Genomic DNA, 22,515 nt, shown 5'->3' on the forward strand with positions numbered 1-22,515 from the left:
CATTCTTCCTCGGCGTACCTCGGCCCCTCGGCTACCTCGGCGATGCATTCAGTTTCTTGACCTTGCGGCGCATTGAACGGTTGCGCCGCAGGTTTTGGGAAAAGAAGGCATCGCCGAGGTAGCCGAGGGGCCGAGGTTCGCCGAGAAAAGAGCTCAGGATTCCTTGGCTTCCCTGGGCAGCCAGGCCACTCCGGCGGCCAGGCCGAGGGCCAGCAGCAGGCGAATGAACATCAATTGCCGGGAGATCCCGTGGGCCTTCTGGTAGGCCACCCGGTCGGGATGGTCCTTCGCCAGGGCCTCCACGGGGCCGTCCATGCGGGCCTTGATGCGTTCCAGGCCGGGGCTGACGATGAACTGGCTGGTGAAGCACATGAGCAGGGTCACCAGGAGCGTGGCGGCCCAGAGGCGCTGGGGGCCCACGGGCTGATCCTCGCGGATCTCCTTCAGCCAGCGGGGGAAGAGCACCAGGGCGCCGGCGGCGCCGAAGGCGGCCCAGGCCATCCAGTCCAGGCGGCCTACCACACGACCGGCGATATGGCCGGCCACGTCCCGGCTGGGGAGGATCGAGAAGAGCAGAGGGGCGACCAGGAAGGCGAAGCCCAGGACCATGCCGGTCCAGAGGATGAGAATGCCGGCGGCTGCGGCGTCGGTGCGGACCAGGGGTTTCATGCTCACCATTCGTTATAGGGGATCTGGTTCTCGCCCAGGTCCTGGGACCCGCTGCGGATGCGGAAGATGCCCACCTCCGCGTCGGGGCTGTCGGTGTCGGGGGTCTCGAACTCGGTCACCCAGGTGTCCTTGGACTGGGTCATGGGGTCCACCGGGATATCCCGGATGTAGCCCTGGGTCCGCAGCATGTCGAGGGCGGTGGGATACTTGCCCTTGTCCGCCCGGAACTGCTCCAGGCAGTGGTTGAGCTGGAAGAGGTCCTCCTTGAGGACGGCTTCCTTGGCGGCCTTGGTGTGACGGCGGTAGCCCACGATGCCCACCGTGGCCAGCATGGCCAGGATGGTCATCACCGTGAGAAGTTCAAGTAGCGTGAAGCCGCGCTGTTTTCGCATGGATGGACCCTACCAGGATTGTGCGCCGATCGGCATCCAGGTTCAGGACAATTCTAGCCCAGGCTGGTGGCGGCGAACTTCTCCCGGGTGAAGAACTCCAGGAGGTCGCCTTCCTTCAGGCCCGTGTAGCCGTCCAGGTCGATGCCGCAGTCCAGGCCGTTCTTCACTTCGTGGACGTCGTCCTTGAAGCGCTTGAGGGTCTTGATGCCGCCTTCCCAGAGGGTGTCGGGGCCGCGCTTGACGCGGACCTTGAAGGGCTTCTGGACCTTGCCTTCCGTGACGAAGGAGCCGGCGATGACCGACTTGCCCACGCGGAAGATCTGCCGGACCTCGGCGAGGCCCTGGATGGTCTCGCGCTCCTCGGCGTCCAGCAGGCCCATCATGGCCGCGGTGATCTCCTCCGTGACCTTGTAGATGATCTCGTGGAACCGGATGTCCACGCCCTCTTCCTGGGCGAGTTCCTCGGTCTTGCGCTCGGCCTTCACGGAGAAGGCGATGACCGTGGCCTTGGAGGCCTCGGCCAGCAGGACGTCGTTCTCGGTGACGGTGCCGGCGGCGGCGTGGATGATGCGCACGCGCACCTTCTCGGTGGAGAGGCGCTCGAGGCTGCCCACCAGGGATTCCACGGAACCCGAGGTATCGGCCTTGATGATGAGGGGCAGTTCCTTGATCTGGCCGTCCTTGAGGGTGGAGAAGAGGTTCTCCAGGGTGACGCGCTGCTTGATCTGCGCGGCCGCCTTGGCCTTCTCCTGCCGGAAGGACACGATGTTGCGGGCCTTGGCCTCGTCCTCGACCACCTGGAGGTTGTCGCCGGATACCGGCACGGCCTCGAAACCGAGGATCTGCACGGCCATGGAGGGGGTGGCTTCCGTCACCTTCTCGCCGCGGTCGTTGAACATGGCCCGCACGCGGCCCATGGTGGCGCCGGCCACGAAGATCTCGCCGGCGTGGAGCGTGCCCTGCTGCACGAGGACGGTGGCCACGGGGCCCCGCCCGCGGTCGAGCCGGGCTTCCAGGATGGAGCCGGCCGCGGCGCACTCGTAGACGGCCTTGAGGTCCTTGAGGTCGGCCACCAGGAGGAGGGTCTCCAGCAGGAGATCCAGGCCTTCCTTGGTCTTGGCGCTCACCTTGACGCAGGGGATCTCGCCGCCGAAGGCCTCGGTCTGGATGCCGTACTGCAGGAGCATCTGTTCGACCTTCTCGGGGTTGGCGCCGGGCTTGTCGATCTTGTTGATGGCCACGACCATGGGCACGTCGGCGGCCTTGGTGTGGTTGATGGCCTCGATGGTCTGGGGCATGACGCCGTCGTCCGCCGCCACCACCAGGATGACGATGTCGGTGACCTTGGCGCCCCGGGCGCGCATCTTGGTGAAGGCCTCGTGGCCGGGCGTGTCGATGAAGACCACCTGGCGGCGGGCCCCTTCGGTGCCGTCCTTGACGTTGACGTGGTAGGCGCCGATGGCCTGGGTGATGCCGCCGGCTTCGCCCGCGGCGATCTTGCTCTTCCGGATGGCGTCGAGCAGCGACGTCTTGCCGTGGTCGACGTGGCCCATGATGGTGACGACGGGAGGCCGGGGAAGCTTCTCGCCCTGCACGTCGCTGCCCTCTTCGGCGGCGATCTGCACGTCCTCCTCGAAGGAGACGATGTCGGCCAGGTACCCGAACTCCCGGGCGATCTCCTTGGCCAGCTCCGTGTCCAGGGGCTGGTTGATGGTCGCGAAGATCCCGCGGTGCAGGAGCTTGGCCACGACGTCCTTGGCGGGGCGGTTGCACTTCTCCGCCAGTTCCTTCACCGAGACGCCTTCGGACAGCATCACGATGCCGATCTCGTCGTTCACGTACTCCGTGGCGATCTGCTGGGCGCGGCTGCGGGGCTGCCTGAGCTTGAGCTCGAGCTCCTCGGCGAGGCGCTCGGCCTTGCTGCGCTTGTCGTCCTTCTTCTTGCCGGTGAAGTGGCCGCCGCGGCCCGGGCCCTTCTGGGCGTTGGGGTCGATGGCGGTGGTGGCGGGCAGCGAGGGGCCGCGGCCGGGGCCGCCGGGCCTGCCGGGACCTCCGGGACGGGGACCGCCGGGGCCGCCTGGGCGGGCTCCGGGACCGCCGGGACGGGAAGGTCCGCCCATGCCGGGACGGGAGGGCCCGCCCATGCCGGGCCGGGAAGGACCGCCGGGACGCGCGCCGGGGCCGCCGGGGCGGGGGGCGCCGCCCGCGGGACGGGCCTGCGGGAGCTGGATGTACCGGGCCGGCTCGGTGGTCTTGGGGGCCGGGGCCGGGGTGTCGGACATCTTGATGCGGGTGAAGCCGCCTTCGGGCCGCAGCTCGGTGATCGAGGGCGGGATGAAGGGACGCCGGGAGGGGGCGGGGGCCGTGGGCTCGTGGCGGATCTCGCCCTTCCCGGTGTTGGTGGCCATGGGCAGGACGGTCTTCTCAGGCTGCGGCTGGCCCGAGCGCTGCACCTGGGGCTGCTGGCCGGGGCGCTGGATCACGGGCCGGGCGCCGGCTTCCGGACGGATCCGGGGCGGGGCGGGCTGGGGCAGCTGGATGTAGCGGGCGGGTTCCTGGGCCTTGGCCACGGGGGCCGGGGCCTGGGAGACGCGCAGACGGCTGAAGGTCTCCTGGGCGGGGGCCTTGGCGGGCTCGGCGGCAGGCTCGGAGGCGCGCACTTCCACCGGCACGGGGGCCTGGGCGGGCGATTCCGCGGGGGCGGGCGGCTGAACGGCAACGGGCGCCGGCTCGGCCACGGGAGCGGGAACGGCGGGCTCGGCCTTCTTGATGAGCACGGCCGGCGCCGGGGGCGGCGGAGGGGGGACGGGAGCGGGGGCCGGCGTCACGGACTTCACCACCCGCACGGGCGTCTGGATCACGGGGCGCGGCTGGACCGCGGGCTCCTCGTGGGTCCGGGGCTTGTTCTCAATGACGCGACGCACCGACTGGACCTGGTCGTCCGTGAGGTTGGAGCTGTGGCTCTTGCCCTGGATGTTCAGGCGCTTTTCGAGGGCGTCGATCACTTCGTGATTACTCACGCCAAGCTCTTTTGCTAATTGGTTGATGCGCAGCATGAAGGGGCTTACCTCGATAGGTGGAAGGGGCGGAGGAGATAACCGGGAGGGGCCCAGGGTCTACTCTCCGAACCGGGCGTGCACGGCGTCGATGAGACGGAAGGCCAAGTCCTGATCCATGCCTTCGATGGCGAGCAGTTGCTCTACGGTCATAGTGTACAGGGATTTGATATCCAGATGACCGGCGGCGGCGAGGTTTTCCACGATGGCCTCGGTGAGGCCTTCGACTGCTCCCAATTCTTCGGGAATCTTGGACTTGGGAGCCTCCTCCACAAGGGGGGCCTCGGAGAGGGCCTGCCCCATGGCGGCCTCGGTGTCGCGGCGCTTCTCGGCCTCGCTGCGAACGTCGATGTTCCAGCCAGTCAGCTTGGCGGCGAGGCGAACATTCTGGCCCCGCTTTCCGATGGCGATGGAGAGCTGCTCGTCGTCCACCACCACTTCCACCCGGCGGTGCTCCAGGTCGGTGACGGTGACGCGCAGGGCCTTGGCCGGGTTGAGGGCGTTGGCGATGAAGCGGCTGCTGTCCTCGTCGAAGCGGACGATGTCGATCTTCTCGTTCTTGAGCTCGCGGATGATGGCCTGGACGCGGCTGCCCTTGAGGCCCACGCAGGCGCCCACCGGATCCACGTCGGGGTCCAGGGAGTGCACGGCGACCTTGGCGCGGTCACCGGCTTCCCGCACGCAGGAGCGGATGACCACCGTGCCGTCGTGGATCTCGGGGACCTCCTGGTCGAAGAGCTTGATCAGGAGCCGGGGATCGGTGCGGCTCACCTGCACCTGGGGGTCCTTGGCGGACTTGTCCACGGCGGAGATGACGACCTTGATGCGCTGGCCCTTGTCGAAGCGGTCGCCGCGCAGGGCCTCGGAGCGCCGGAGCATGGCCTCCACCCGGTCCACTTCGAGGATGATGGCGCTCTTCTCGAAGCGCTTGACCTCGCCGACCACCACCTCGCCGATGCGGTCGGCGAAGTCGGTGAAGATGCGGTCGCGCTCGGCCTCGCGCACCTTCTGCACCAGGACCTGCTTGGCGGCCTGCGCCGCGATGCGGCCCAGCTGGCTCGTGTCCTGGGGCAGCCAGAGGGTGTCGCCCTCGGCGGCGTCGGGGTTCAGGGCCTGGGCCTCCTCGAGGCTGATCTCCAGGTCCTCCTCCTCGACGATGGGCACGACCATCTTGAGGGCGTAGACGTGGAACTCGCCGGTCTCCCGGTCCATCTGGGCCTGGAAGTTGCCGTAGAAGTCGAAGCTCTGGAAGTACTTCTCCGCGGCCTTGACGAGGGACTCCTCCACCGCCTTGAACACGTCCTCTTCAGGAATGCCCTTCTCGGCGGCGATCATCTTCACGGAATCGAAGAAACTGGTTGCTACGAGTGCCATGCGGTCTCCTTGCCGGCGCTTTTCTCTACGCGGGCAGCTGTCGGTTGTTCCGGCACGTGCCGGGGTTTGGGGGCCTTGTCCTCGTCGAAGGGAGCGAGGCGGGCCTTCTGGACGGACTCGAAGGGCACGGTCTTGAGGGCGTTGTCCTCTTCCAGGACGACGGCCTCCTCCGTGACTTCGGTGATCCATCCCTTGAAGCGCTTCTGGCCGTTGATGGGGCTTGCGGTCTGCACGCGGCAGAGCCTGCCCAGGAACCGGCGGAAGTGGTCGGGTTTGGTGAGGGGGCGTTCGATGCCCGGGCTGGAGATCTCCAGGTTCATGGTCTCCCGCAGGTTGGGGAACTCCACGTCCAGCCAGGTGACGAGCCCGTCGTTGGCGGCCACGCAGTCGTCGAGCGTGATGGCCCGGTCGCCCTCCGGCCCCCGGTCCAGGTGGTCGATGTAGAGGCGCAGGATGTCGTCCCGGCCTTCCTTGGCGGTCTCCAGGCACACCAGCTCGAATCCCAGCAGCGCCAGCTGCCGTTCGACGGGGTCCTTGAGTTTTTTCACATCCATGGGGGGGAAACCTTAAAAGCTGTTGGGGCGGGCTGAACCCACCCGACAAGGCTCTCCAAAGCTCTGGGTGCAGCGGCCGGGTTCCACCGATTGCCCTGGAGCCCGGAAAAATCCAGGCCGAATTCAACGGAGAAGAATATCGTCCTTCGTGCCGCATAACAAGCGAAATATCCTTGAGGCACAAACCATCCCGCCCCAAGACAAGGTCGCCGATTGAGGGCACCATGGATTCCGGGAGCGCCATCATGACCACGATTCTCGACGGAAGGGCCCATGCGGACCGCATGCTGGGCGAGGTGGCCTCGGCCGTGGAGGCCCGGGCGGCCCGGGGGCTGCGCGCCCCCTGCCTGGCGGTGGTGCTGGTGGGCGACGATCCGGCCAGCCAGGTCTACGTGCGTGGCAAGGTGGCCGCCTGCGCCCGCACCGGCATCCGCTCGGTGGAGCGGCGCCTCCCGGAGGGCGTCTCCCAGGAGGAGCTGGAGGCGGTGGTCGCCGGGCTCAACCGGGATCCCCTGGTGGACGGCATCCTGGTCCAGCTGCCCCTCCCGGCGGGACTGGACGCGCGGCGGGCCACCCACGGAATCGATCCCGCCAAGGACGTGGACGGCCTGCACCCCCTGAACCAGGGCCTGCTCCTGGAGGGCCTCCCCGGGCTCCGCCCCTGCACCCCCTCAGCCTGCATGAACATGCTCGCGACCTACGGCATCGACCTCAAGGGCATGCGCGCCGTCGTCCTGGGCCGCAGCGAGATCGTCGGAAAGCCCATGGCGCTCATGCTCCTGGAGCGGCACGCCACCGTCACCATGGCCCACAGCCGCACCCGGGACCTGCCCGCGCTCTGCCGGGAGGCCGATCTGCTGGTGGCCGCCGTGGGCCGGCCCGGAATGGTGGAGGGCTCCTGGATCAAGCCCGGGGCCGTCGTCCTGGACGTGGGCATCAACCGCGTGGAGGACCCGGCCCTGGGCGAGGCCATCTTCGCGGCGGACCCCGGCAAGCTCCGGATCCTGAAGGAGAAGGGCGGCGTTCTCTGCGGGGACGTGCGCTTCGCGGAAGCCGCGGCCGTGGCCGGCGCCATCACGCCCGTGCCCGGCGGCGTGGGGCTCCTCACCATCGCCGGCCTCATGGCCAACACCCTCCAGGCCTGCGAGGCCCGCTAGAATCACCCTTCACCTTCACGGAGCCGTCATGTCCTATGTCCGCAGGGAGGCGTTCCTCCCCTTCACCCGGCCCATGGTGGGCCAGGAGGAGATCGCAGAGATCATCGATTCCATCGAGTCCGGCTGGATCACCACCGGGCCCAAGTCGGGCCGCTTCGAGGAGGCCCTCCAGGAGTACAACGGCGTTCCCCACTGCCTCGTCATGAACAGCGCCACCACCGCCCAGGAGATCACCATGCAGTGCCTGGGCATCCGGCCCGGGGACGAGGTCATCACCACGGCCCTCACCTGGGTGTCCACGCTCAGCACCGTCCTCCTGCAGGGGGGCGTGCCCGTGCTGGTGGACATCGACCCGGTCACCCTGAACCTGGATCCCTCCAGGCTGGAGGCGGCCATCACCCCCCGCACCCGGGGCATCATCCCCGTGCACCTCACGGGCCTGCCGGCCCCCATGGACGAGGTGTGGCGCATCGCCCAGGCCCACGGGCTCTGGGTGGTGGAGGATGCGGCCCAGGCCATGGGCGCCGCCTACCGCGGGCGCAGGATCGGCTCAGACCCCCGCTCCGTCTTCTCCGTGTACAGCTTCCACCCCAACAAGAACATGACCACCGGCGAGGGCGGAGGCATCGCCTTCCACGACGGCTCGTTCGAGGCCCGCATCAAGCGCCTTCGCTTCCACGGCATCGAGCGCGACGCCTGGAAGCGCCAGTCCAAGGAGGGCAGCCCCCACTTCGACGTCACGGAACCCGCCCGCAAGGCCAACTTCATGGACCTGCAGGCCGCCATGGGCCTCCACCAGATCAAGAAGCTGGACGGCTTCAACCAGCGCCGCGGCGTACTCTTCCGCCGCTACCTCGAGCTGCTCGGGGACGTGGAGGCCCTCGTGCTCCCCGTGCCCGGGGACGAGGTCCACCAGCACTGCTTCCACCTGTTCGTCGCGCGGATCCGGCCCGAAGTGGCCGGCATGGACCGCGACGCATTCGTGGCCCGGCTCAAGGACGAGAACATCGGAACCGGCATCCACTACCGCCCCGCCCACGTGCACAGCTTCTACCGGGACTTCTACCGGGAGCACGCCCACGCCCTGCCCGCGGAGGGCCTGCCCCACACCGAGTGGAGCGGCGAGCGCCTCATGAGCCTGCCCCTCTGGCCCGGCCTCACCGAAGCGGACCAGGACCAGGTGGTGGCGGCCATCCGGCACGTGCTGGCAAACTAGGCCGAACGACCGACAATCTGGGAGATGGCCATGTTTCCAGCGCTCCTCCTCTCCGCCGCCCTGTCCCTCCAGCCCGCCCCCTCCGCCCGCCCCGACTGGGTGGGGCGGCTGCCGGAGGCACCCGGTCGCCTGTACGCCATGGGCACCGCCGACCTGGGCGCCCGGGAGGGCCAGTCCATCACCCGGGCCTCGGACCGCGCGCGCCTGGAGGTGGTGACCCGCCTCCGGGCCACGGTCAAGGGGCAGACCAGCGTCGCCACCCGCACCGCCGAATTGAAGCGGGAAGGCCTTGCGACCGTGGGGTCAGGCGAGCGTGTGGTCCGGGACGACGTGAGCGTGGGCGCCCGGGCGGAGGATCTGCCCGGCCTGGTGGTGGAGCAGACCTTCACCGACCCCGGCGCCCGTACCGTCTATGCCCTGGCCTACCTGGACCTGTCGCTGGCCCGCACCACCCTGGCCAGCCGCCTGGACCGGGTCGGGCAGAGCCGCGCCCGCCTGGGCCGGGAGCTGAGCCGCAAGGCCCTGTGGAAGTTCCGGAAGATGACCCTCGACCTGGACAGGCTGGACGAGTCCATCGCCCTCCTGGCCGTGACCGGGGTGGGGGCGGACCTCCGGCCAGCCCTCCAAGCCGAGCGCGCGGCCGTCGACCTCCGCATGGACCAGCTGAACCAGGCGGACCTTCCCCCCGTGGACTTCTCGAAGACGGCCATGTCCGTCCGCTCCAACGTGGACCTTCCCCTGGGGGTGGAGTCCTACCTGAAGACCCAGGTGACCGCCTGCGGGCTCATCGCCCGGGAGATGGACCCGGATCTGGTGCTGGACCTCGCCTTCGCGGGCGGCGCCAGGGGGCCGGAGTTCATCTTCACGGACCTGGACATCTACAGCGGCGTGACCTACCGCATGGAGGCCAAGCTGACCCTCACGGAAGGGGGCGGCGCCCCCCTGACCCGCACCGTGCCCATCGTCATCGTCCAGGGGGATTCCCCGGAAGGCATGGTGAACCAGTTCCGCCGGCAAATCGAACGCTGGCTCCCGAGGCTTCTGGGAGAGTTCAAGGCCGAGATGCAGTAGCCCTACTCCAGGACCACCCAGACGCGCCGGCTGTCCTTGACGCCCTGGACGAGGCTCATCATGGCTTCGGACAGCTGCTTGCCCTTGGAGGACCCGTCGGCCAGATCCACGACCATCACCACATCCTCGCTGCCGGCGGGGAGGCTGACGCTCCGGGGGAATTCCCGGTCCACCTTGGCGGATTCGGGATGGGACGGGGGATCGGGGATGCGGAACCCCGTGCCCTCCTCCAGGGCCTCGGTGCTGGTTCGGAAAAGGGAGGCCAGGGCCACGATGGCGGACCCGGACGGCTTGATCTTGTCCCGCTCCCAGAAGGAGATGGAGGCCTGATCAACGCGCAGGGCCTCGGCCATCTCCTCCTGCGACCATCGCCAGGTGAGACGAACCGCCTTGATGCGGTCTCCCAAGGAGGAGACGGAGAGTGGGGCGTCGGAATTTGAATCGAATCGCTTCAATTGGATCACTCCTACTGTCGTCCTAAGATTGACTTAAATGCCCCACAATATGCAACGGCACGACCCTTTGATGAAAAGAGATGGAGCTTTGTTCCAAGGCCGGCCAGGAACGTGACTGTGAAAAAGAAGTCAGATCCGTTCGTGCGGGAGTGTCGGCACCGGTGCATAAAGAGCCGTAGAGGGATCTACCAGGTACAGATTACTGATTCGCCCGGTATATGCGCAAGCATACGTTTGAATTTGATCCGCGAAACGGGTTTGTTCATACCCATCGCGGAAAATGGACCCCCATCGGGCATTGAAGGTGGATTCCAGCCGGGCATCCAGACTTGCGATTTCCAGGGCCTGGGCCTGGGTGGCGGTTCGTGAAGCGTCAATTTCGTCTTTCATGGCCCTGGCTTCCAAGTCCAAGGCTTGGAGGGCTTCATGGGAAACCCGGGGGGCCAGGAGGTGCCGATGTTCCCTATTTCTTTTATATAAGTTCTCAAGGAGGGAGGCCCGAATCTCCGATTTCCGCCGGGCGGACTCCAGACGAAGGAAATCCTGCAATTCGGTTGCCTGTTCTTCCAGTTGCTCAAGCTGCCAGGCCAGCTCCGGAATGAGCAGCATGGTGTGCCAGGAAACATTCTTTTTGGACCGGAGGATATCGCCGTAGATATGGTCCCCCACGTAGAGGATTTCCTCCCCCCTGGCGTCCAGCAACTCCTCCATCCATAGCGCATTACCCCCCGAATAGGCGGCCTTTTGCCCGGGGAGCGGCTCGGCGGGGGGCGTTTCCAGGAAAAAAACGGGCTTCCGGGAGCTGACGACGACCAGGTCGAAGTAGTCGGTCCAAAGGGGGCGGGCAGGATCCTGCCCGTCCAGGAGGAAGCTGAGCACCCCCTCCGTGAAGCTCCATTCGCTGTTGCTCACCACGAACAGCTTCTTGCCCGCCCGTTTCCAGCGGTCCAGCGCGGTGGGAAGGTCCGGGTCCCGGAGGATGAAGAGTTCCCGGTTGGCCAGGATCTCCGCCTTCATGACCCCGTTGCGGTGGGCGGAGTCGATGGCCCAGCGCACGTCCTGGAAGACCTGGAGGTAGTCCCGCCCCGGGAGCTCTCCCCCGTCCAGGGCGTCCACCAGCACGGCGTAGAGGTGGCACTCGGGGATCTCGAACAGGGTGTCGATGCTCCGGAAGGCCCCGGCGCGGGACACCAGCCGCCTTCTCCCGTAGATGGCGTCCACCTCCTCCCGCCCAAGGGGCCGGCTGCCGTGGCAGGCCCGCACCACCTGCCGGGCGCTGTCCAGCTTGAGGAGGTTGCCCCGGGAGCCGTCCAGCACCAGACCGCGGATGGCGAAGGCGGGATCGAAGTGGGTGTCCAGGAGCCGGGCCGGGTAGCCCTTTTCGGTCACCAGGAGGCGTACGGAATGGCAGTAGGCCAGTTCCTCGATCTCCGGGGACTTGTAGTGGCTCAGCGTGTAGTCCATGTCGAACCCCACCGCCCGCACGTCCCGGAAGTGGATGTTCCGCAAGGGGAAGACCTTCCGGGCATGGGGCAGCCGGACCTGCTCCCCCTGTTCGATGAAGCGCGGAATGGGGAGCAGGGACGGGATGATGTTCTTCATCAGTCCACCTTGATGGCGAAAGGCTTGAACCCGTGGTTCTTCAGCTTCTGCATGGAGACGTCGGCGGCGTCGCGCTTCGTGGCGGTGGCCAGGCGGACCTTGAAGAGGCCCTTCTCGGAAAGGGTCTCGGTCTTGAAGCCCGCGGCCTTGGCTTTGCCCGCGACCGTCCGGGCCTCGGCGGCGTCGGGCGTGGAAACCAGCTGGAGGGTCCAGCGGCCGTCCTCCTTCTTCGGGGGCTCGGGCTTCTTCGCCTCGGGCTTGGGAGGCTCGGGGGCCTTGGCCTTGGGGGCTTCAGGGGCCTTGGGCTCCTGCGGCTTCTCGAAGCCGGCGCCGGAGCCGGACTGCTCGAGGGCCTTGAGCTGTTCGGCCATGGTGGCGGGGAGTTCCTCCAGCTCCTCCCCGGTGTCCCGGGACAGGGGCCGTCGGAGGGCGGCGCTCTGCTTGCCCACCTGGACCCCCAGCACGTAGCACAGGGTCAGGAGGCCCACGCCCACCGCGGTCACCAGGAGGATGGCCTGACGGCTCAAAACGACGGTCTGGGAATCGCGGACGGCCATGGGGGGGATTATAACGAGTACCGGAGCCAATATCCGGAGGATGACGCTATGATCTCTGAGGCGCCACGCCGCCCCGGAACCCACCATGACCGAACCCGTATCCTATTTCCTGCCGATCCTGCTCCTGCTCATCCTCTCGGCCATCGTGGGGGCGGCGATCCTCGTGGTGTCGGGCTGGATCCTGCCCGGGCTGATGAAGCCCGACAACCCCAAGGGCCACAAGCTCACCCCCTACGAATGCGGGGCGCCCCCCCTCCAGGCGGGGGCCCGGCACCGCTACAGCGTCAAGTTCTACCTGGTGGCCATGCTCTTCATCCTGTTCGACGTGGAAGCCGCCTTCCTGCTGCCCTGGGCGGTCCAGTACAAGGCGCACCTCTGGACCTTCTGGGCGGGGGTTAGCTTCGTGGGGACCCTCCTGGTGGGCTACGTCTACGCCTGGGGCAAGGGCGCCCTGGACTGGGAGCGCTGACATGGCGGCCATCAACCTCGACGATACGGTGATGACCACCCGCCTGGACGCGGTGGTGAACTGGGCCCGCAAGAACAGCCTCTGGCCGCTGCCCTTCGGGACGGCCTGCTGCGCCATCGAATTCATGTCCATGATGGCCTCCCGCTACGACTTCTCCCGGTTCGGGGCCGAGGCCCTGCGCTTCTCCCCCCGGCAGTCCGACATGCTCCTGGTGCTGGGCACCATCACCAACAAGCAGGCCCCCATCCTCCGCCAGGTCTACGCCCAGATGGCCGAACCCAAGTGGGTGGTCTCCGTGGGCGTGTGCGCCTCCTCGGGGGGGATGTACCGCACCTACGCGACCCTCCAGGGCATCGACCGGGTGGTCCCCGTGGACGTGTACGTCCCCGGCTGCCCCCCCCGTCCCGAGTCCATCATCTTCGGCGCCATGCAGCTCCAGAAGAAGATCGAGAAGGAGACGCTCATGGGCCGCCGGGAGCACATCGAGCAGTTCTACGCGTCCATGGACCGGCAGGAGAAGCTCCAGCTGGAACGCGGACTCACCAACTTCCAGGTGGTCCGGGAGATGGTGCTGGCGGCCGGCGAGAACGGCGAACAGAAGATCTGGTGAGCGCATGGTGATCGAACGCATCGACGAACAGCTCCCCGGAGCCATCCTTGACCGGCACGCCTTCCGGGGCGACCAGACCATCGTGGTGGGGCGGGAACGCCTGCTCGAGGTGGTGGACTTCATCTACCGGGAGGGCTTCCAGCAGCTCATGGACGTCACGGCGGTGGACGGCGGGCAGCGGGACCCCCGCTTCGACGTGGTCTACCACCTGCTGAACCTCGCCAGCCAGGAGCGCCTGCGCCTCAAGGTGCGCGTGGCCGACCAGGAGTCCGTGCCCAGCCTGACGGCCCGGTTCAAGTCCGCCGACTGGTCCGAGCGCGAGGTGGCCGACATGTTCGGGATCCCCTTCGACGGCCATCCCGACCCCCGGCGCCTGCTCATGTGGGAGGACTACCCCGGGCACCCCCTGCGCAAGGACTACCCCCTGGACGGCGGCGACGCCTTCTGCAGCCAGGACATCGGCGTGTCCTACGCCCCCGACGCGAGATCCCTCAATGGCTGAGCTGAACGTGGAACCCACCCGCACCTCCGACAGCGATCGCATGATCGTCAATATGGGCCCCTCCCACCCGGTGACCCACGGCACCCTGCACATCGTCCTGGAGCTCGAGGGCGAGATCATCGTCAAGGCCACCCCGCAGATCGGCTACCTGCACCGGGGCGTGGAGAAGCTGGGGGAGAACCTCACCTACCAGCAGTTCATCCCCCTCACGGACCGCCTGAACTACTGCAGCTCCCTCATGAACAACGTGGGCTACACCCTCGCGGTGGAAAAGCTCCTGGGCATCCAGGATCCCCCCCGGAGCCGCGTGCTGCGCGTGCTCTGCTCCGAGCTGGCGCGCATCGGGGACCACCTGGTGTGCATCGGCATCAACGCCGTGGACATCGGGGCCTTCACCGCCTTCCTGTACCTCTTCAAGGAGCGGGAGACCATCTACGACCTGTTCGAGATGATGGCCGGCCAGCGCCTCCACTCCAGCTTCACCCGCATCGGCGGCCTCTTCCGGGACATCCCGGCGGAGTTCGAGCCCCTGTGCGAGCAGTTCCTGGAGAGCTGCCCCAGGGCCGTGGACGAGATGGAGCGCCTGCTCACCCACAACCCCATCTGGGCCGACCGCACCAAGGGCGTCGGCGCCATCACGCCCGAGAACGCCATCAGCTGGGGCTACACCGGCCCCTGCCTGCGCGCCGCCGGCGTCGCCCAGGACCTGCGCGTGGCCCAGCCCTACCTGGACTACGAGACCTACGACTTCGACGTGCCCGTGGGCACCACCGGCGACGTGTACGACCGCTACCTGGTCCGCACCGAGGAGATGCGCCAGTCCTTCCGCATCGTCCGCCAGTGCCTGGCGAAGCTCAAGGAGATCGGCCCGGGGCCCGTCATCATCGACGACTACAAGATCGCCCTCCCTCCCAAGGAGAAGGTCTACACCCGCATGGAGAGCCTGATCCACCACTTCAAGCTCATCATGCACGGCATCGACATGCCGGTGGGCGAGGTGTACAGCGCGACGGAAGCCGCCAACGGCGAGCTGGGGTTCTACCTGGTGTCGGACGGCACCAAGGCGCCGTACCGGATCCACGTGCGGCCGCCCTGCTTCCCCATCTTCAGCAGCTTCGACGAGCAGGTGAAGGGGAGGCTGATCGCCGATGCTGTATCCATCCTGGGGGCGATGAACATCATCGCGGGCGAGCTGGACCGGTAGCGGCCCGTCCGTTTCTCAGGCCCTGCCTTCGAACTTCCCCGCTGGGAACCGCACGGCGAAGAACCACGCCCCGATCACGCATCCGAAGCCCCCCAGCGCCACGGTCGCGGGGGCGCCGATGTGGTTGGCCAGGAGGCCCTCCAGCAGCGCGCCGATGGGCATGGCCGCCGTGAAGACCATGGCGTGGAAGGCCATGACCCGGCCCCGCATCTCGTCGGGGATCAACACCTGCACCAGGGTGTTGTTGCTGGTCATGTGGGCCACCATGGCGCCGCCCACGGGGACGATGAGGACCAGCGACAGCCACAGGACCTTGGAGTAGGCGAAGGCGGCCAGGGCGATGCCGGTGGCGGTGGCGCCCAGGTAGGCGATGCGCTCCAGGCCGTGGATGCTCCTGCGGCCGGCCAGCACGGCGGCGCCCAGGACGGCGCCCACCCCCGAGCCGCCCATCAGGAGGCCCAGGGCCCTGGGGCCTCCGTGGAGGATCCCGTCGGCGAAGATGGGCATCAGCACGGCGTAGGGCATGCCCAGGAGGCAGACGACGCCCAGGAGGAAGAACAGGAGCCTGAGCTCCCGGTTCCCGTGGACGTACCGGACGCCTTCCACGATGTGGTCCAGCACGGGCGGGTGGTCCGTGCGGGAGACCCAGGGGGGCAGGTCCATCATGAGCAGGCCGGTGATGGCCGCCAGGAAGCTCACGCCGTTGACCAGGAAGCACCAGCCTTCCCCGATGGCGGCCACCATCAGGCCGGCCACGGCGGGCCCCACCACGCGCGAGCCGTGGAAGATGGAGGAATTGAGGGCGATGGCGTTGGGCAGGTGGTCCCGGTCCACGGTGCTGGCCACCAGCACCTGGCGGGCCGGGAGGTCGAAGGCGTTGACGATGCCCAGGCCCACGGCCAGCACGATGATCTCCCAGGGCCGGACCCGGCCGGCCAGGGTCAGCCAGCCCAGGAGGAAGGCCTGCACCATCTGAAGGGCCTGGGTGACGACCAGGAGGCGCCGGGGATCCACCCGGTCCGCCAGCACGCCGCCGAAGCTGCCCAGGAGGAAGATGGGGGCCTGGCTGGCGAAGGCCACCAGCCCCAGGAGCGTGGCCTGCCCGGTGAGCCGGTACACCAGCCACGACAGGGCGACGCTCTGCATCCAGGTGCCCACCAGCGACACCAGCTGTCCCGTGAAGAAGAGCCGGAAATTGCGGAACCCCAGGGAGCGGAGCGACTCGGACAGGCGGGACATGGGGCTCCAGGGCGGTGATTCCTAAATTATAGAGTGACGAAGGTTCCAACCGGGCTTTATTCGGGGGCTCCCCTCCGGGGCAGAACCTGGAGCATGATTAACTAAACGGAAGATGCGGTCCGGGCGTTACCTAGAGGTGGGCCCTGGTCCAGGAGGACGTATACATGAAGCCAAAGCAGATGTGGATCCTGGGCGGGGGACTGGCCGTGATCGTGGCCGTGGGCATCGCCGCGAGCCGCGGCGACAAGGGCGTTCCGGTCCAGGTGGCCACGGTGGCCCGGGAGAACATCCAGGCCAAGGTCAGCGCCAACGGGAAGATCCAGGCGGTGGTCAAGGTGGACATCACGGCCAACGTCATGGGCCAGGTCACGGCCCTCAAGGTCAAGGAGGGGGACGTCGTCAAGAAGGGGGACCTGCTCCTGGAGATCGACAACATCCGCTCCAAGGCCGCCGTGGAGAGCCTGCGCTCGGCCTCCCAGGCCATGGCCCACGACTTCGAGACCGCCCGGGCCCGCCTGGAGCAGGCCCGCAAGGACTTCGCCCGGGCCTCGGCCAACCACAAGGCCGGAATCACCTCCCAGAGCGACTTCGACCAGGCCTCCACGGCCCTGCGCACCGCCCAGACCGCCTTCGACAGCGCCCAGCAGCGGGTGGCCCAGTCCCGGGCCGACCTCGCCGGGGGCCAGGACGCCCTGAACAAGACCCGGATCCTGGCGCCCATGGACGGCGTGGTCACCGCCAAGCGCATCGAGCTGGGGGAGACGGCCGTCATCGGCCTGCAGAACCAGCCCGGCACCGTCCTGGTCACCATCTCGGACATGAGCCGGGTGGAGGCCGAGATGGAGGTGGACGAGGCCTCCATCCCCACCGTGAAGACGGGCCAGGCCGCCCAGGTGCGCATCGACGCCTACCCCAACCAGGTGTTCGACGGCGTGGTCACCGAGGTGGGCGGCTCCCCCATCGTCCAGACCAACGTCAACGAGGCGATCAAGTTCAAGGTGAAGGTGCAGATCAAGAATCCGCCCTCCACCATCAAGCCCGGCCTCTCGAACCAGGCCGACATCTTCACCGGGAACCGGGACCAGGTGCTGGCCATCCCCCTCCAGGCCCTGGTCATGCGGGACATCAAGCTGAAGAAGGGCGAGACCTTCGCGCCGGGCGCCCCCCGGGAGGAGGAGGGCGTCTACGTGATGGAGGGCGGCAAGGCGGCCTTCAGGCCCCTCAAGACCGGCCTCATGGGTGAGCTGAACGTGGAGGTGATCTCCGGGCTGAAGGGCGGCGAGAGCCTGGTCACGGGGCCCTTCAAGGCCCTGCGCGAGCTCAAGGGCGGCGAGGACATCCGCGTCGAGAAGAAGAAGAAGACCGACAAGAAGGAAAGCTGAATGCAGCTCACCGAGCTGTTCCTTTCCGCCCTGCGGGCCCTCCGGGCCCACAAGCTGCGGAGCTTCCTCACGCTCCTGGGGGTCATCATCGGCGTGACCACCATCGTGGGCGTGGTGGCGGTCATCTCCGGGCTGGACACCTACGTGAAGGAGAAGGTGATCCGGCTGGCGCCGGACGTGTTCATGGTGGACCGCTTCGGGATCATCCAGTCGCGCCATGACTTCCTCCTGGCCTTCAAGCGGCCCCTGCTCACCTGGACGGACTTCGAGCGCATCTCGGGGGCCAACCTGCCCCACGTGTCCCGGGTGAGCACCCGGGCGGTGAAGTCGCTGCGGGTGGACTCGGGACCCCGGCACCTGAAGAACGTGACGGTGGTGGGCTCCACGGCGAACTTCGCCGGGCTCTTCAAGTTCGAGTTCGAGGACGGGCGCTACTTCAACGAGAACGAGAACGACCTGGCCGCCAACGTGGCCGTCATCGGCATGGACGTGAGGGAGGAACTGTTCCCCGGCGTCGACCCCATGGGCAAGACCCTCCTCATCCGGGGGCTCCCCTTCCGCATCATCGGCCTGTTCCCGCGCCAGGGGCGCTCCCTGGGCTTCAGCCGGGACAGCATCGTGTGCCTGCCCATCCAGGTCTACCGGAAGAACTTCATGGGCGCCAAGGACTCCCTGAACATCCAGGTGGAGGCCCGGGGCGGGGTGGCGGACCTGGACGACGCGGTCTCCGAGGTGCGCTCGCTCATGCGGGCCATGCGCCACACCGCCTACCGGGACCCGGACCCCTTCGGCATCATGACCCAGGACTCCCTGCAGGAACTGTGGAAGCAGATCAGCCAGGCCGCCTTCGTGCTCATGCTGCTGGTGTCCTCCGTGAGCCTGGGGGTGGGCGGCATCGTCATCATGAACATCATGCTGGTGAGCGTCGTGGAGCGCACCACCGAGATCGGCATCCGCATGGCCATCGGCGCGCGCAAGCGGGACATCCGGAGGCAGTTCCTCCTGGAAGCCTGCCTTCTGAGCCTGTGCGGGGGCGTCGTGGGGGTGATGGCGGGGGCCCTGGTGGCCTGGCTCGTGCGCACTGTGGGGGGCTTCCCGGCCCAGATCACCCTGGGCATCGTGGCTTCGAGCGTCACCGTCTCCACCCTGATCGGCCTGGCCGCGGGCTTCCTGCCCGCCAGGCGCGCCTCGAACCTGCCCGTCATCGACGCCCTCCGGGCCGAATAGGAGGGGCCCAGGATGGACTTCATCAGGAACAGCGCCCTCGTCCACGCCCTAGGCAAGGAGAACATGCTCTTCGCCTTCCGGGCCATCATCACCCAGAAGCTGCGGAGCTTCCTGACCCTGCTCGGCATCGTGGCCGGCGTGGCCACCGTCATCGCCATGGTCAGCTTCGTGGCGGGCTTCAACGAGGCCATCACCGGCGCCTTCTCCACCTTCGGCACCACCCTCGTGCAGTTCCAGAAGTTCGAACCGCGCTTCGGCGGGCCCCCCGAGCTGATCCCCGAGGAGCAGCGGCGCCGGCGAAACCTCACCCTGGACGACGCCGCGGCCCTGAAGCGCCTGGCCACCCTCGCCGCCGCCGTGTCCCCGGAGCGCTACCTGGGCGCGGCCACCGCCACCACCTCCGTGAAGAACCGCGAGGGCGCCGAGGCCAACGGCCCCACCATCGCCGGGGTGGTCCCGGACTACCTCCTGGCCAACAACTCCACCCTGGAGGACGGCCGCTTCTTCTCGGAAACCGACGTCTCCCACGCCTCCCACACCTGTGTGATCGGGTACGACGTGGTCAAGGCCCTCTTTCCGGGACGGGATCCGGTGGGCCGCGAGGTCCTGCTCCAGGGCGTCCCGCTCCACGTCATCGGGGTGCTGGAGAAGAAGGGCTCCCAGATGGGCGGCAGCGCCGACAACTTCCTGCTCATCCCGCTGTCGGTCTTCGACGAGATGTTCCCAGAGGTGAAGAACGGCAACGGGGACACCCTGCACATCGCCACGGTGCCCAAGGACCCGGCCTTCGTGCACGACATGACCGACCAGGAGGTGGCCATCCTCCGCCAGCACCGGGGGCTGCGGGCCCACCAGGCCAACGACTTCGCCATCTTCACCAGCGAGGAGACCCTCCAGACCTTCCAGCAGGTCACGGGATCCATCGCCATCGCCATGATCTTCATCGCCGGCATCGCGCTCCTGGTGGGCGGGGTGGGCATCATGAACATCATGCTGGTGAGCGTGACCGAGCGCACCCGGGAGATCGGCGTGCGCAAGGCCATGGGCGCCACCCGCAAGGACATCGCCGCCCAGTTCCTGGTGGAGGCCGTGACCCTCACCTGCTGCGGCGGAGCGCTGGGCATCGCCACGGGCTTCGCCGTGGCCTTCCTGGTGCGCTTCACCTTCGACTTCCCCGCCGCTGCCCCCTTGTGGAGCGTGGTCCTGGGCTTCGGCATCAGCACCGCCATCGGCCTGGGCTTCGGCATGTGGCCCGCGCTCAAGGCCGCCAAGCAGGACCCCATCGAGGCCCTGAGGTACGAATAGCCAAATCGTCATCTTCCTCGGCCACCTCGGCGATGCCTCTTGTTGCATGCCACTTCCGCGAATTGTAATCCATGCGCCGCAAGAGCAATGAGAAGAACGGCCTCGCCGGGGTGGCCGAGAGGCCGAGGTTCGCCGGGGAAGGACCCGAGGCATTCCCCTTCTAGGGCAGCCTGGCCCCCTCCACGGAATTCCGCCTGGGCGTGCCGTCGGCGCCGGCGAAATAGTGGCGCACGCCCTGGGTGATGGCCTGCGCCGCCTTGCGCAGGAAGGCGGGGTCCCTCAGCTTGACCTCCTCCCTGGGATTCGAGATGAAGACCGTCTCCACCAGCACCGCGGGCATGGCGGCGCCCCGCAGCACCACGAAGGGGGCCTGCTTGACGCCCCGCTGCTTGATCCCGCCCAGCTTGTTGAGCTGGCCCTGGATGGCCACGGCCAGACGCTCGGAGTCCCGCAGGAAGGCCTCCTGGCTGAGCGTGTCCAGGATGCCGGCCACCACGTTGTCCGGGTTGGCGTGGCCGGCGCGGGCCTCGGGTCCGTTCTCCTGGGCGGCGATCTCCGCCGCTTCCCCGTCCCCTGCTCCCAGGGTCAGGAAATAGACCTCGGACCCCTTGGCCTGCCGGGCCCGGGCGGCGTTCAGGTGGAGGCTGATGAAGAGGTCGGCCCCGGCCTGGTTGGCGATGCGGGCCCGGTCCCAGAGTCCCACGAAGGTGTCGTCCCCGCGGGTGAGCCGGGCCTCCATGCCGCACTGCTCCAGTTCCTTCACCAGGGCCTCCGCGAGGTCCAGCACCGCGTCCTTCTCCTTGAGCCCCTTGGCCCCCTTTGCGCCCACGTCCTCGCCGCCGTGGCCCGGGTCCACGTAGACCAGGAGGCGGCCCTCCCCGGAAGGAAGCTTGGGAGTTTGCGCCAGTGCCAGTAGGCTAGGAAAGAGAAGCGGCAGGATTCCGTGGAGTTTCAAGATGGCCCAATCCGTTAAAGGCACTCGTGATCTGTTTGGTGGCGAACTGGACTGGTTCCAGCGTATCGAGGATACCGTAAGGCGGTCGTTCCACCGGCACGGCTATTCCGAGATCCGGACCCCCATCCTCGAGGAGATCGAGGTCTTCAAGCGCAGCGTCGGCGAGAGCAGCGACATCGTCCACAAGGAGATGTACGACTTCTTCGACAAGGGCAAGCGCCACGTGGCCATGCGCCCCGAGAACACCGCCGGCGTGGTGCGGGCCGTGATCCAGCACCAGCTCCTGGCCACCAGCGACCCCCAGCTCCTCTACTACATCGGCCCCATGTTCCGCTACGAGCGGATGCAGGCGGGAAGATACCGGCAGTTCTGGCAGATCGGCGCCGAAAGCTTCCAGGTGTCCACCCCGGAATCCGAGGCCGAGTCCCTGGTCATGCTCTACGACTTCCTGCGGGAACTGGGCCTGGCCCAGCTGACCTTCAGCATCAACTCCGTGGGCACCCCCGAGTGCCGGCCGGCCTTCCACGAGGCCTTCCGGGCCTTCTTCCGCACCCGCGAGGCGGAGTTCTGCGAGGACTGCCACCGCCGCATCGAGGAGAACCCCCTGCGGGTCCTCGACTGCAAGAACGCCCGGTGCCAGGCCGCCCTGGAGGGCCACCCGGTCCTGGTGGACTTCCTGGACCCGGCCTCCCTCGAGCACCACGTGCGCCTGAAGGAGATCCTCACCACCCTGGGGCTTCCCTTCGAGGAGAACCCCCGGCTGGTGCGGGGCCTGGACTACTACACCCGCACGGCCTTCGAAGTCCTCTCCACGGATCTGGGGGCCCAGTCGGCCCTCCTGGGGGGCGGGCGCTACGACGGCCTGGTCAAGCAGCTGGGCGGCCCCCAGGTGGCGGCCTTCGGCTGGTCCATCGGTCTCGACCGCCTGGTGACCCTCATGCAGCAGCTGCACGGCAAGGCCCCCCGGCAGGCCCCGCCCGTCCTCATCCCCCTTGGCCCGGTGGCGACCCTCAAGGCCCTGGAGCTGGCGCGCGGCTGGTGGGCCGCCGGTCTCGACGTGGTCCTGGAGACCCGGGGGGTGAAGCTCAAGACCGCCCTCACCACCGCCAACCGCCAGGGGGCGCCCCTGGCGCTGATCCTGGGCGACGGGGAGCTGGACCAGGGCATGGTGGCGGTGAAGGACCTGACCGCCGGAACCCAGGAGACCTGGGCCCTGGACACGGTCCAGGAGCGTCTGGCGGACCTCCGCGGCTGACGCCGCACCCAGCGCCCGAAGGAATGGCAGGTTAATTGTCACAATGGGGCACGCCGGAGGCCCGGGAAGGTCCTCGCCTCGAATTGTTAAATTTTGTTAAATAAAAAATTTATTAAATAATATAGACATATCGCGATTTCAACATTCGTGCCACCCGTTGGCCGGGAGGTCGCATGAGTTTTGCAAAATGAAATATTCTAAAAATTACATTAGATATGAGACTCAATATTAATCAAAAGCGCCTGGACATAGCACTAGGCAATC

Annotated in this window: 21 protein-coding genes; 11 read left to right on the forward strand and 10 right to left on the reverse strand. The window is 67.6% G+C overall.

What is annotated here, in order from left to right; genetic code table 11:
- Positions 1-153: 153 nt before the first annotated feature.
- From RAH40_RS15925 to rimP, 5 genes are read right to left on the reverse strand one after another with little or no spacing between them, the layout of a single operon-like run.
- A complete protein-coding gene (locus RAH40_RS15925; protein WP_306598554.1) occupies positions 154-669 on the reverse strand; it encodes a DUF4149 domain-containing protein in 516 nt (171 codons plus the stop codon).
- 2 nt (positions 670-671) lie between these two features.
- Complete coding sequence (locus tag RAH40_RS15930) at positions 672-1,061, reverse strand: type II secretion system protein (protein ID WP_306598555.1); 390 nt, start codon at positions 1,059-1,061, stop codon at positions 672-674.
- 53 nt (positions 1,062-1,114) lie between these two features.
- Positions 1,115-4,117, reverse strand: a complete 3,003-nt coding sequence (infB, locus tag RAH40_RS15935) for a translation initiation factor IF-2 (protein WP_306598556.1) — start codon at positions 4,115-4,117, stop codon at positions 1,115-1,117.
- A gap of 60 nt (positions 4,118-4,177) precedes the next feature.
- Positions 4,178-5,491, reverse strand: a complete 1,314-nt coding sequence (nusA, locus tag RAH40_RS15940; RefSeq protein ID WP_306598557.1) for a transcription termination factor NusA — start codon at positions 5,489-5,491, stop codon at positions 4,178-4,180.
- Positions 5,479-6,045 carry a ribosome maturation factor RimP gene (gene rimP / locus RAH40_RS15945; protein WP_306598558.1) on the reverse strand — a complete coding sequence of 189 codons (567 nt, stop codon included), beginning with the start codon at positions 6,043-6,045 and terminating at the stop codon, positions 5,479-5,481. Before rimP ends, nusA begins: the two co-directional genes overlap by 13 nt.
- Before the next feature lie 245 nt (positions 6,046-6,290).
- Here rimP and folD point away from each other — a divergent pair, with 245 nt between their 5' ends.
- Genes folD through RAH40_RS15960 form a run of 3 tightly spaced genes read left to right on the forward strand, consistent with a single transcriptional unit; the run spans position 6,291 to position 9,489 of the window.
- Positions 6,291-7,202: a bifunctional methylenetetrahydrofolate dehydrogenase/methenyltetrahydrofolate cyclohydrolase FolD gene (folD, locus tag RAH40_RS15950; RefSeq protein ID WP_306598559.1), complete on the forward strand. Its 912-nt coding sequence runs from the start codon at positions 6,291-6,293 to the stop codon at positions 7,200-7,202.
- Between the two features lie 28 nt (positions 7,203-7,230).
- Entirely contained in the window at positions 7,231-8,418 is a 1,188-nt protein-coding gene (locus tag RAH40_RS15955; protein WP_306598560.1) for a DegT/DnrJ/EryC1/StrS aminotransferase family protein, read from the forward strand.
- A 30-nt stretch (positions 8,419-8,448) separates the two neighbouring features.
- A complete protein-coding gene (locus RAH40_RS15960; protein WP_306598561.1) occupies positions 8,449-9,489 on the forward strand; it encodes a hypothetical protein in 1,041 nt (346 codons plus the stop codon).
- A gap of 2 nt (positions 9,490-9,491) precedes the next feature.
- On the opposite strand, the gene RAH40_RS15965 is transcribed toward RAH40_RS15960, so the two are convergent.
- The 3 genes from RAH40_RS15965 to RAH40_RS15975 all read right to left on the reverse strand — a co-directional run bounded on the left by RAH40_RS15965 (position 9,492) and on the right by RAH40_RS15975 (position 12,103).
- Positions 9,492-9,953 (reverse strand): helix-turn-helix domain-containing protein, encoded by a 462-nt coding sequence (locus RAH40_RS15965; protein ID WP_306598562.1) that lies wholly within the window; start codon positions 9,951-9,953, stop codon positions 9,492-9,494.
- A 120-nt stretch (positions 9,954-10,073) separates the two neighbouring features.
- The gene (locus tag RAH40_RS15970; protein WP_306598563.1) at positions 10,074-11,546 is read right to left on the reverse strand and encodes an HAD-IG family 5'-nucleotidase; all 1,473 of its coding nucleotides are present in this window, start codon (positions 11,544-11,546) and stop codon (positions 10,074-10,076) included.
- Positions 11,546-12,103 (reverse strand): SPOR domain-containing protein, encoded by a 558-nt coding sequence (locus RAH40_RS15975; RefSeq protein WP_306598564.1) that lies wholly within the window; start codon positions 12,101-12,103, stop codon positions 11,546-11,548. The genes RAH40_RS15970 and RAH40_RS15975 overlap by 1 nt, the downstream gene beginning before the upstream one ends.
- Positions 12,104-12,188: 85 nt before the next feature.
- Here RAH40_RS15975 and RAH40_RS15980 point away from each other — a divergent pair, with 85 nt between their 5' ends.
- From RAH40_RS15980 to nuoD, 4 genes are read left to right on the forward strand one after another with little or no spacing between them, the layout of a single operon-like run.
- The gene (locus RAH40_RS15980; RefSeq protein WP_306598565.1) at positions 12,189-12,572 is read left to right on the forward strand and encodes an NADH-quinone oxidoreductase subunit A; all 384 of its coding nucleotides are present in this window, start codon (positions 12,189-12,191) and stop codon (positions 12,570-12,572) included.
- A gap of 1 nt (position 12,573) precedes the next feature.
- On the forward strand, positions 12,574-13,182 hold the full coding sequence (locus RAH40_RS15985) for an NADH-quinone oxidoreductase subunit B (protein WP_306598566.1): 609 nt from the start codon (positions 12,574-12,576) through the stop codon (positions 13,180-13,182).
- A gap of 4 nt (positions 13,183-13,186) precedes the next feature.
- On the forward strand, positions 13,187-13,684 hold the full coding sequence (locus RAH40_RS15990) for an NADH-quinone oxidoreductase subunit C (RefSeq protein WP_306598567.1): 498 nt from the start codon (positions 13,187-13,189) through the stop codon (positions 13,682-13,684).
- Positions 13,677-14,888, forward strand: coding sequence for an NADH dehydrogenase (quinone) subunit D (nuoD, locus tag RAH40_RS15995; RefSeq protein WP_306598568.1), 1,212 nt, complete (start codon positions 13,677-13,679; stop codon positions 14,886-14,888). Before RAH40_RS15990 ends, nuoD begins: the two co-directional genes overlap by 8 nt.
- A 15-nt stretch (positions 14,889-14,903) precedes the next feature.
- Here the strand turns inward: nuoD and RAH40_RS16000 are convergent, their stop codons facing one another.
- Complete coding sequence (locus RAH40_RS16000; protein WP_306598569.1) at positions 14,904-16,127, reverse strand: MFS transporter; 1,224 nt, start codon at positions 16,125-16,127, stop codon at positions 14,904-14,906.
- Between the two features lie 164 nt (positions 16,128-16,291).
- On the opposite strand from RAH40_RS16000, the gene RAH40_RS16005 reads away from it, so the two are divergent.
- The 3 genes from RAH40_RS16005 to RAH40_RS16015 are packed head-to-tail and all read left to right on the forward strand — an operon-like array spanning position 16,292 to position 20,041.
- Complete coding sequence (locus tag RAH40_RS16005; protein ID WP_306598570.1) at positions 16,292-17,509, forward strand: efflux RND transporter periplasmic adaptor subunit; 1,218 nt, start codon at positions 16,292-16,294, stop codon at positions 17,507-17,509.
- Positions 17,510-18,736: an ABC transporter permease gene (locus RAH40_RS16010; protein WP_306598571.1), complete on the forward strand. Its 1,227-nt coding sequence runs from the start codon at positions 17,510-17,512 to the stop codon at positions 18,734-18,736. It abuts the gene before it with no gap.
- Positions 18,737-18,748: 12 nt separating this feature from the next.
- Positions 18,749-20,041 carry an ABC transporter permease gene (locus RAH40_RS16015; RefSeq protein WP_306598572.1) on the forward strand — a complete coding sequence of 431 codons (1,293 nt, stop codon included), beginning with the start codon at positions 18,749-18,751 and terminating at the stop codon, positions 20,039-20,041.
- Positions 20,042-20,201: 160 nt separating this feature from the next.
- Here the strand turns inward: RAH40_RS16015 and RAH40_RS16020 are convergent, their stop codons facing one another.
- The gene (locus RAH40_RS16020; protein ID WP_306598573.1) at positions 20,202-20,996 is read right to left on the reverse strand and encodes an N-acetylmuramoyl-L-alanine amidase; all 795 of its coding nucleotides are present in this window, start codon (positions 20,994-20,996) and stop codon (positions 20,202-20,204) included.
- Between the two features lies 1 nt (position 20,997).
- On the opposite strand from RAH40_RS16020, the gene hisS reads away from it, so the two are divergent.
- Entirely contained in the window at positions 20,998-22,251 is a 1,254-nt protein-coding gene (gene hisS, locus RAH40_RS16025; protein ID WP_306598575.1) for a histidine--tRNA ligase, read from the forward strand.
- The last annotated feature ends 264 nt before the right edge of the window (positions 22,252-22,515 follow it).

This window comes from Geothrix sp. 21YS21S-2 (assembly GCF_030846775.1).
Lineage (GTDB): Bacteria > Acidobacteriota > Holophagae > Holophagales > Holophagaceae > Mesoterricola.

Excerpts from the sequence above, each read along its gene's own strand:
- RAH40_RS15980 (WP_306598565.1), top strand. The coding sequence starts at position 12,189 with ATGACCGAACCCGTATCCTATTTCCTGCCGATCCTGCTCCTGCTCATC.
- RAH40_RS16000 (WP_306598569.1), bottom strand. The coding sequence starts at position 16,127 with ATGTCCCGCCTGTCCGAGTCGCTCCGCTCCCTGGGGTTCCGCAATTTC.
- hisS (WP_306598575.1), top strand. The coding sequence starts at position 20,998 with ATGGCCCAATCCGTTAAAGGCACTCGTGATCTGTTTGGTGGCGAACTG.
- nusA (WP_306598557.1), bottom strand. The coding sequence starts at position 5,491 with ATGGCACTCGTAGCAACCAGTTTCTTCGATTCCGTGAAGATGATCGCC.
- RAH40_RS16010 (WP_306598571.1), top strand. The coding sequence starts at position 17,510 with ATGCAGCTCACCGAGCTGTTCCTTTCCGCCCTGCGGGCCCTCCGGGCC.
- RAH40_RS15925 (WP_306598554.1), bottom strand. The coding sequence starts at position 669 with ATGAAACCCCTGGTCCGCACCGACGCCGCAGCCGCCGGCATTCTCATC.
- RAH40_RS15990 (WP_306598567.1), top strand. The coding sequence starts at position 13,187 with ATGGTGATCGAACGCATCGACGAACAGCTCCCCGGAGCCATCCTTGAC.
- RAH40_RS15970 (WP_306598563.1), bottom strand. The coding sequence starts at position 11,546 with ATGAAGAACATCATCCCGTCCCTGCTCCCCATTCCGCGCTTCATCGAA.
- RAH40_RS15985 (WP_306598566.1), top strand. The coding sequence starts at position 12,574 with ATGGCGGCCATCAACCTCGACGATACGGTGATGACCACCCGCCTGGAC.
- RAH40_RS15960 (WP_306598561.1), top strand. The coding sequence starts at position 8,449 with ATGTTTCCAGCGCTCCTCCTCTCCGCCGCCCTGTCCCTCCAGCCCGCC.
- infB (WP_306598556.1), bottom strand. The coding sequence starts at position 4,117 with ATGCTGCGCATCAACCAATTAGCAAAAGAGCTTGGCGTGAGTAATCAC.
- nuoD (WP_306598568.1), top strand. The coding sequence starts at position 13,677 with ATGGCTGAGCTGAACGTGGAACCCACCCGCACCTCCGACAGCGATCGC.
- RAH40_RS15955 (WP_306598560.1), top strand. The coding sequence starts at position 7,231 with ATGTCCTATGTCCGCAGGGAGGCGTTCCTCCCCTTCACCCGGCCCATG.
- RAH40_RS15930 (WP_306598555.1), bottom strand. The coding sequence starts at position 1,061 with ATGCGAAAACAGCGCGGCTTCACGCTACTTGAACTTCTCACGGTGATG.
- RAH40_RS16015 (WP_306598572.1), top strand. The coding sequence starts at position 18,749 with ATGGACTTCATCAGGAACAGCGCCCTCGTCCACGCCCTAGGCAAGGAG.
- folD (WP_306598559.1), top strand. The coding sequence starts at position 6,291 with ATGACCACGATTCTCGACGGAAGGGCCCATGCGGACCGCATGCTGGGC.
- rimP (WP_306598558.1), bottom strand. The coding sequence starts at position 6,045 with ATGGATGTGAAAAAACTCAAGGACCCCGTCGAACGGCAGCTGGCGCTG.
- RAH40_RS15975 (WP_306598564.1), bottom strand. The coding sequence starts at position 12,103 with ATGGCCGTCCGCGATTCCCAGACCGTCGTTTTGAGCCGTCAGGCCATC.
- RAH40_RS16005 (WP_306598570.1), top strand. The coding sequence starts at position 16,292 with ATGAAGCCAAAGCAGATGTGGATCCTGGGCGGGGGACTGGCCGTGATC.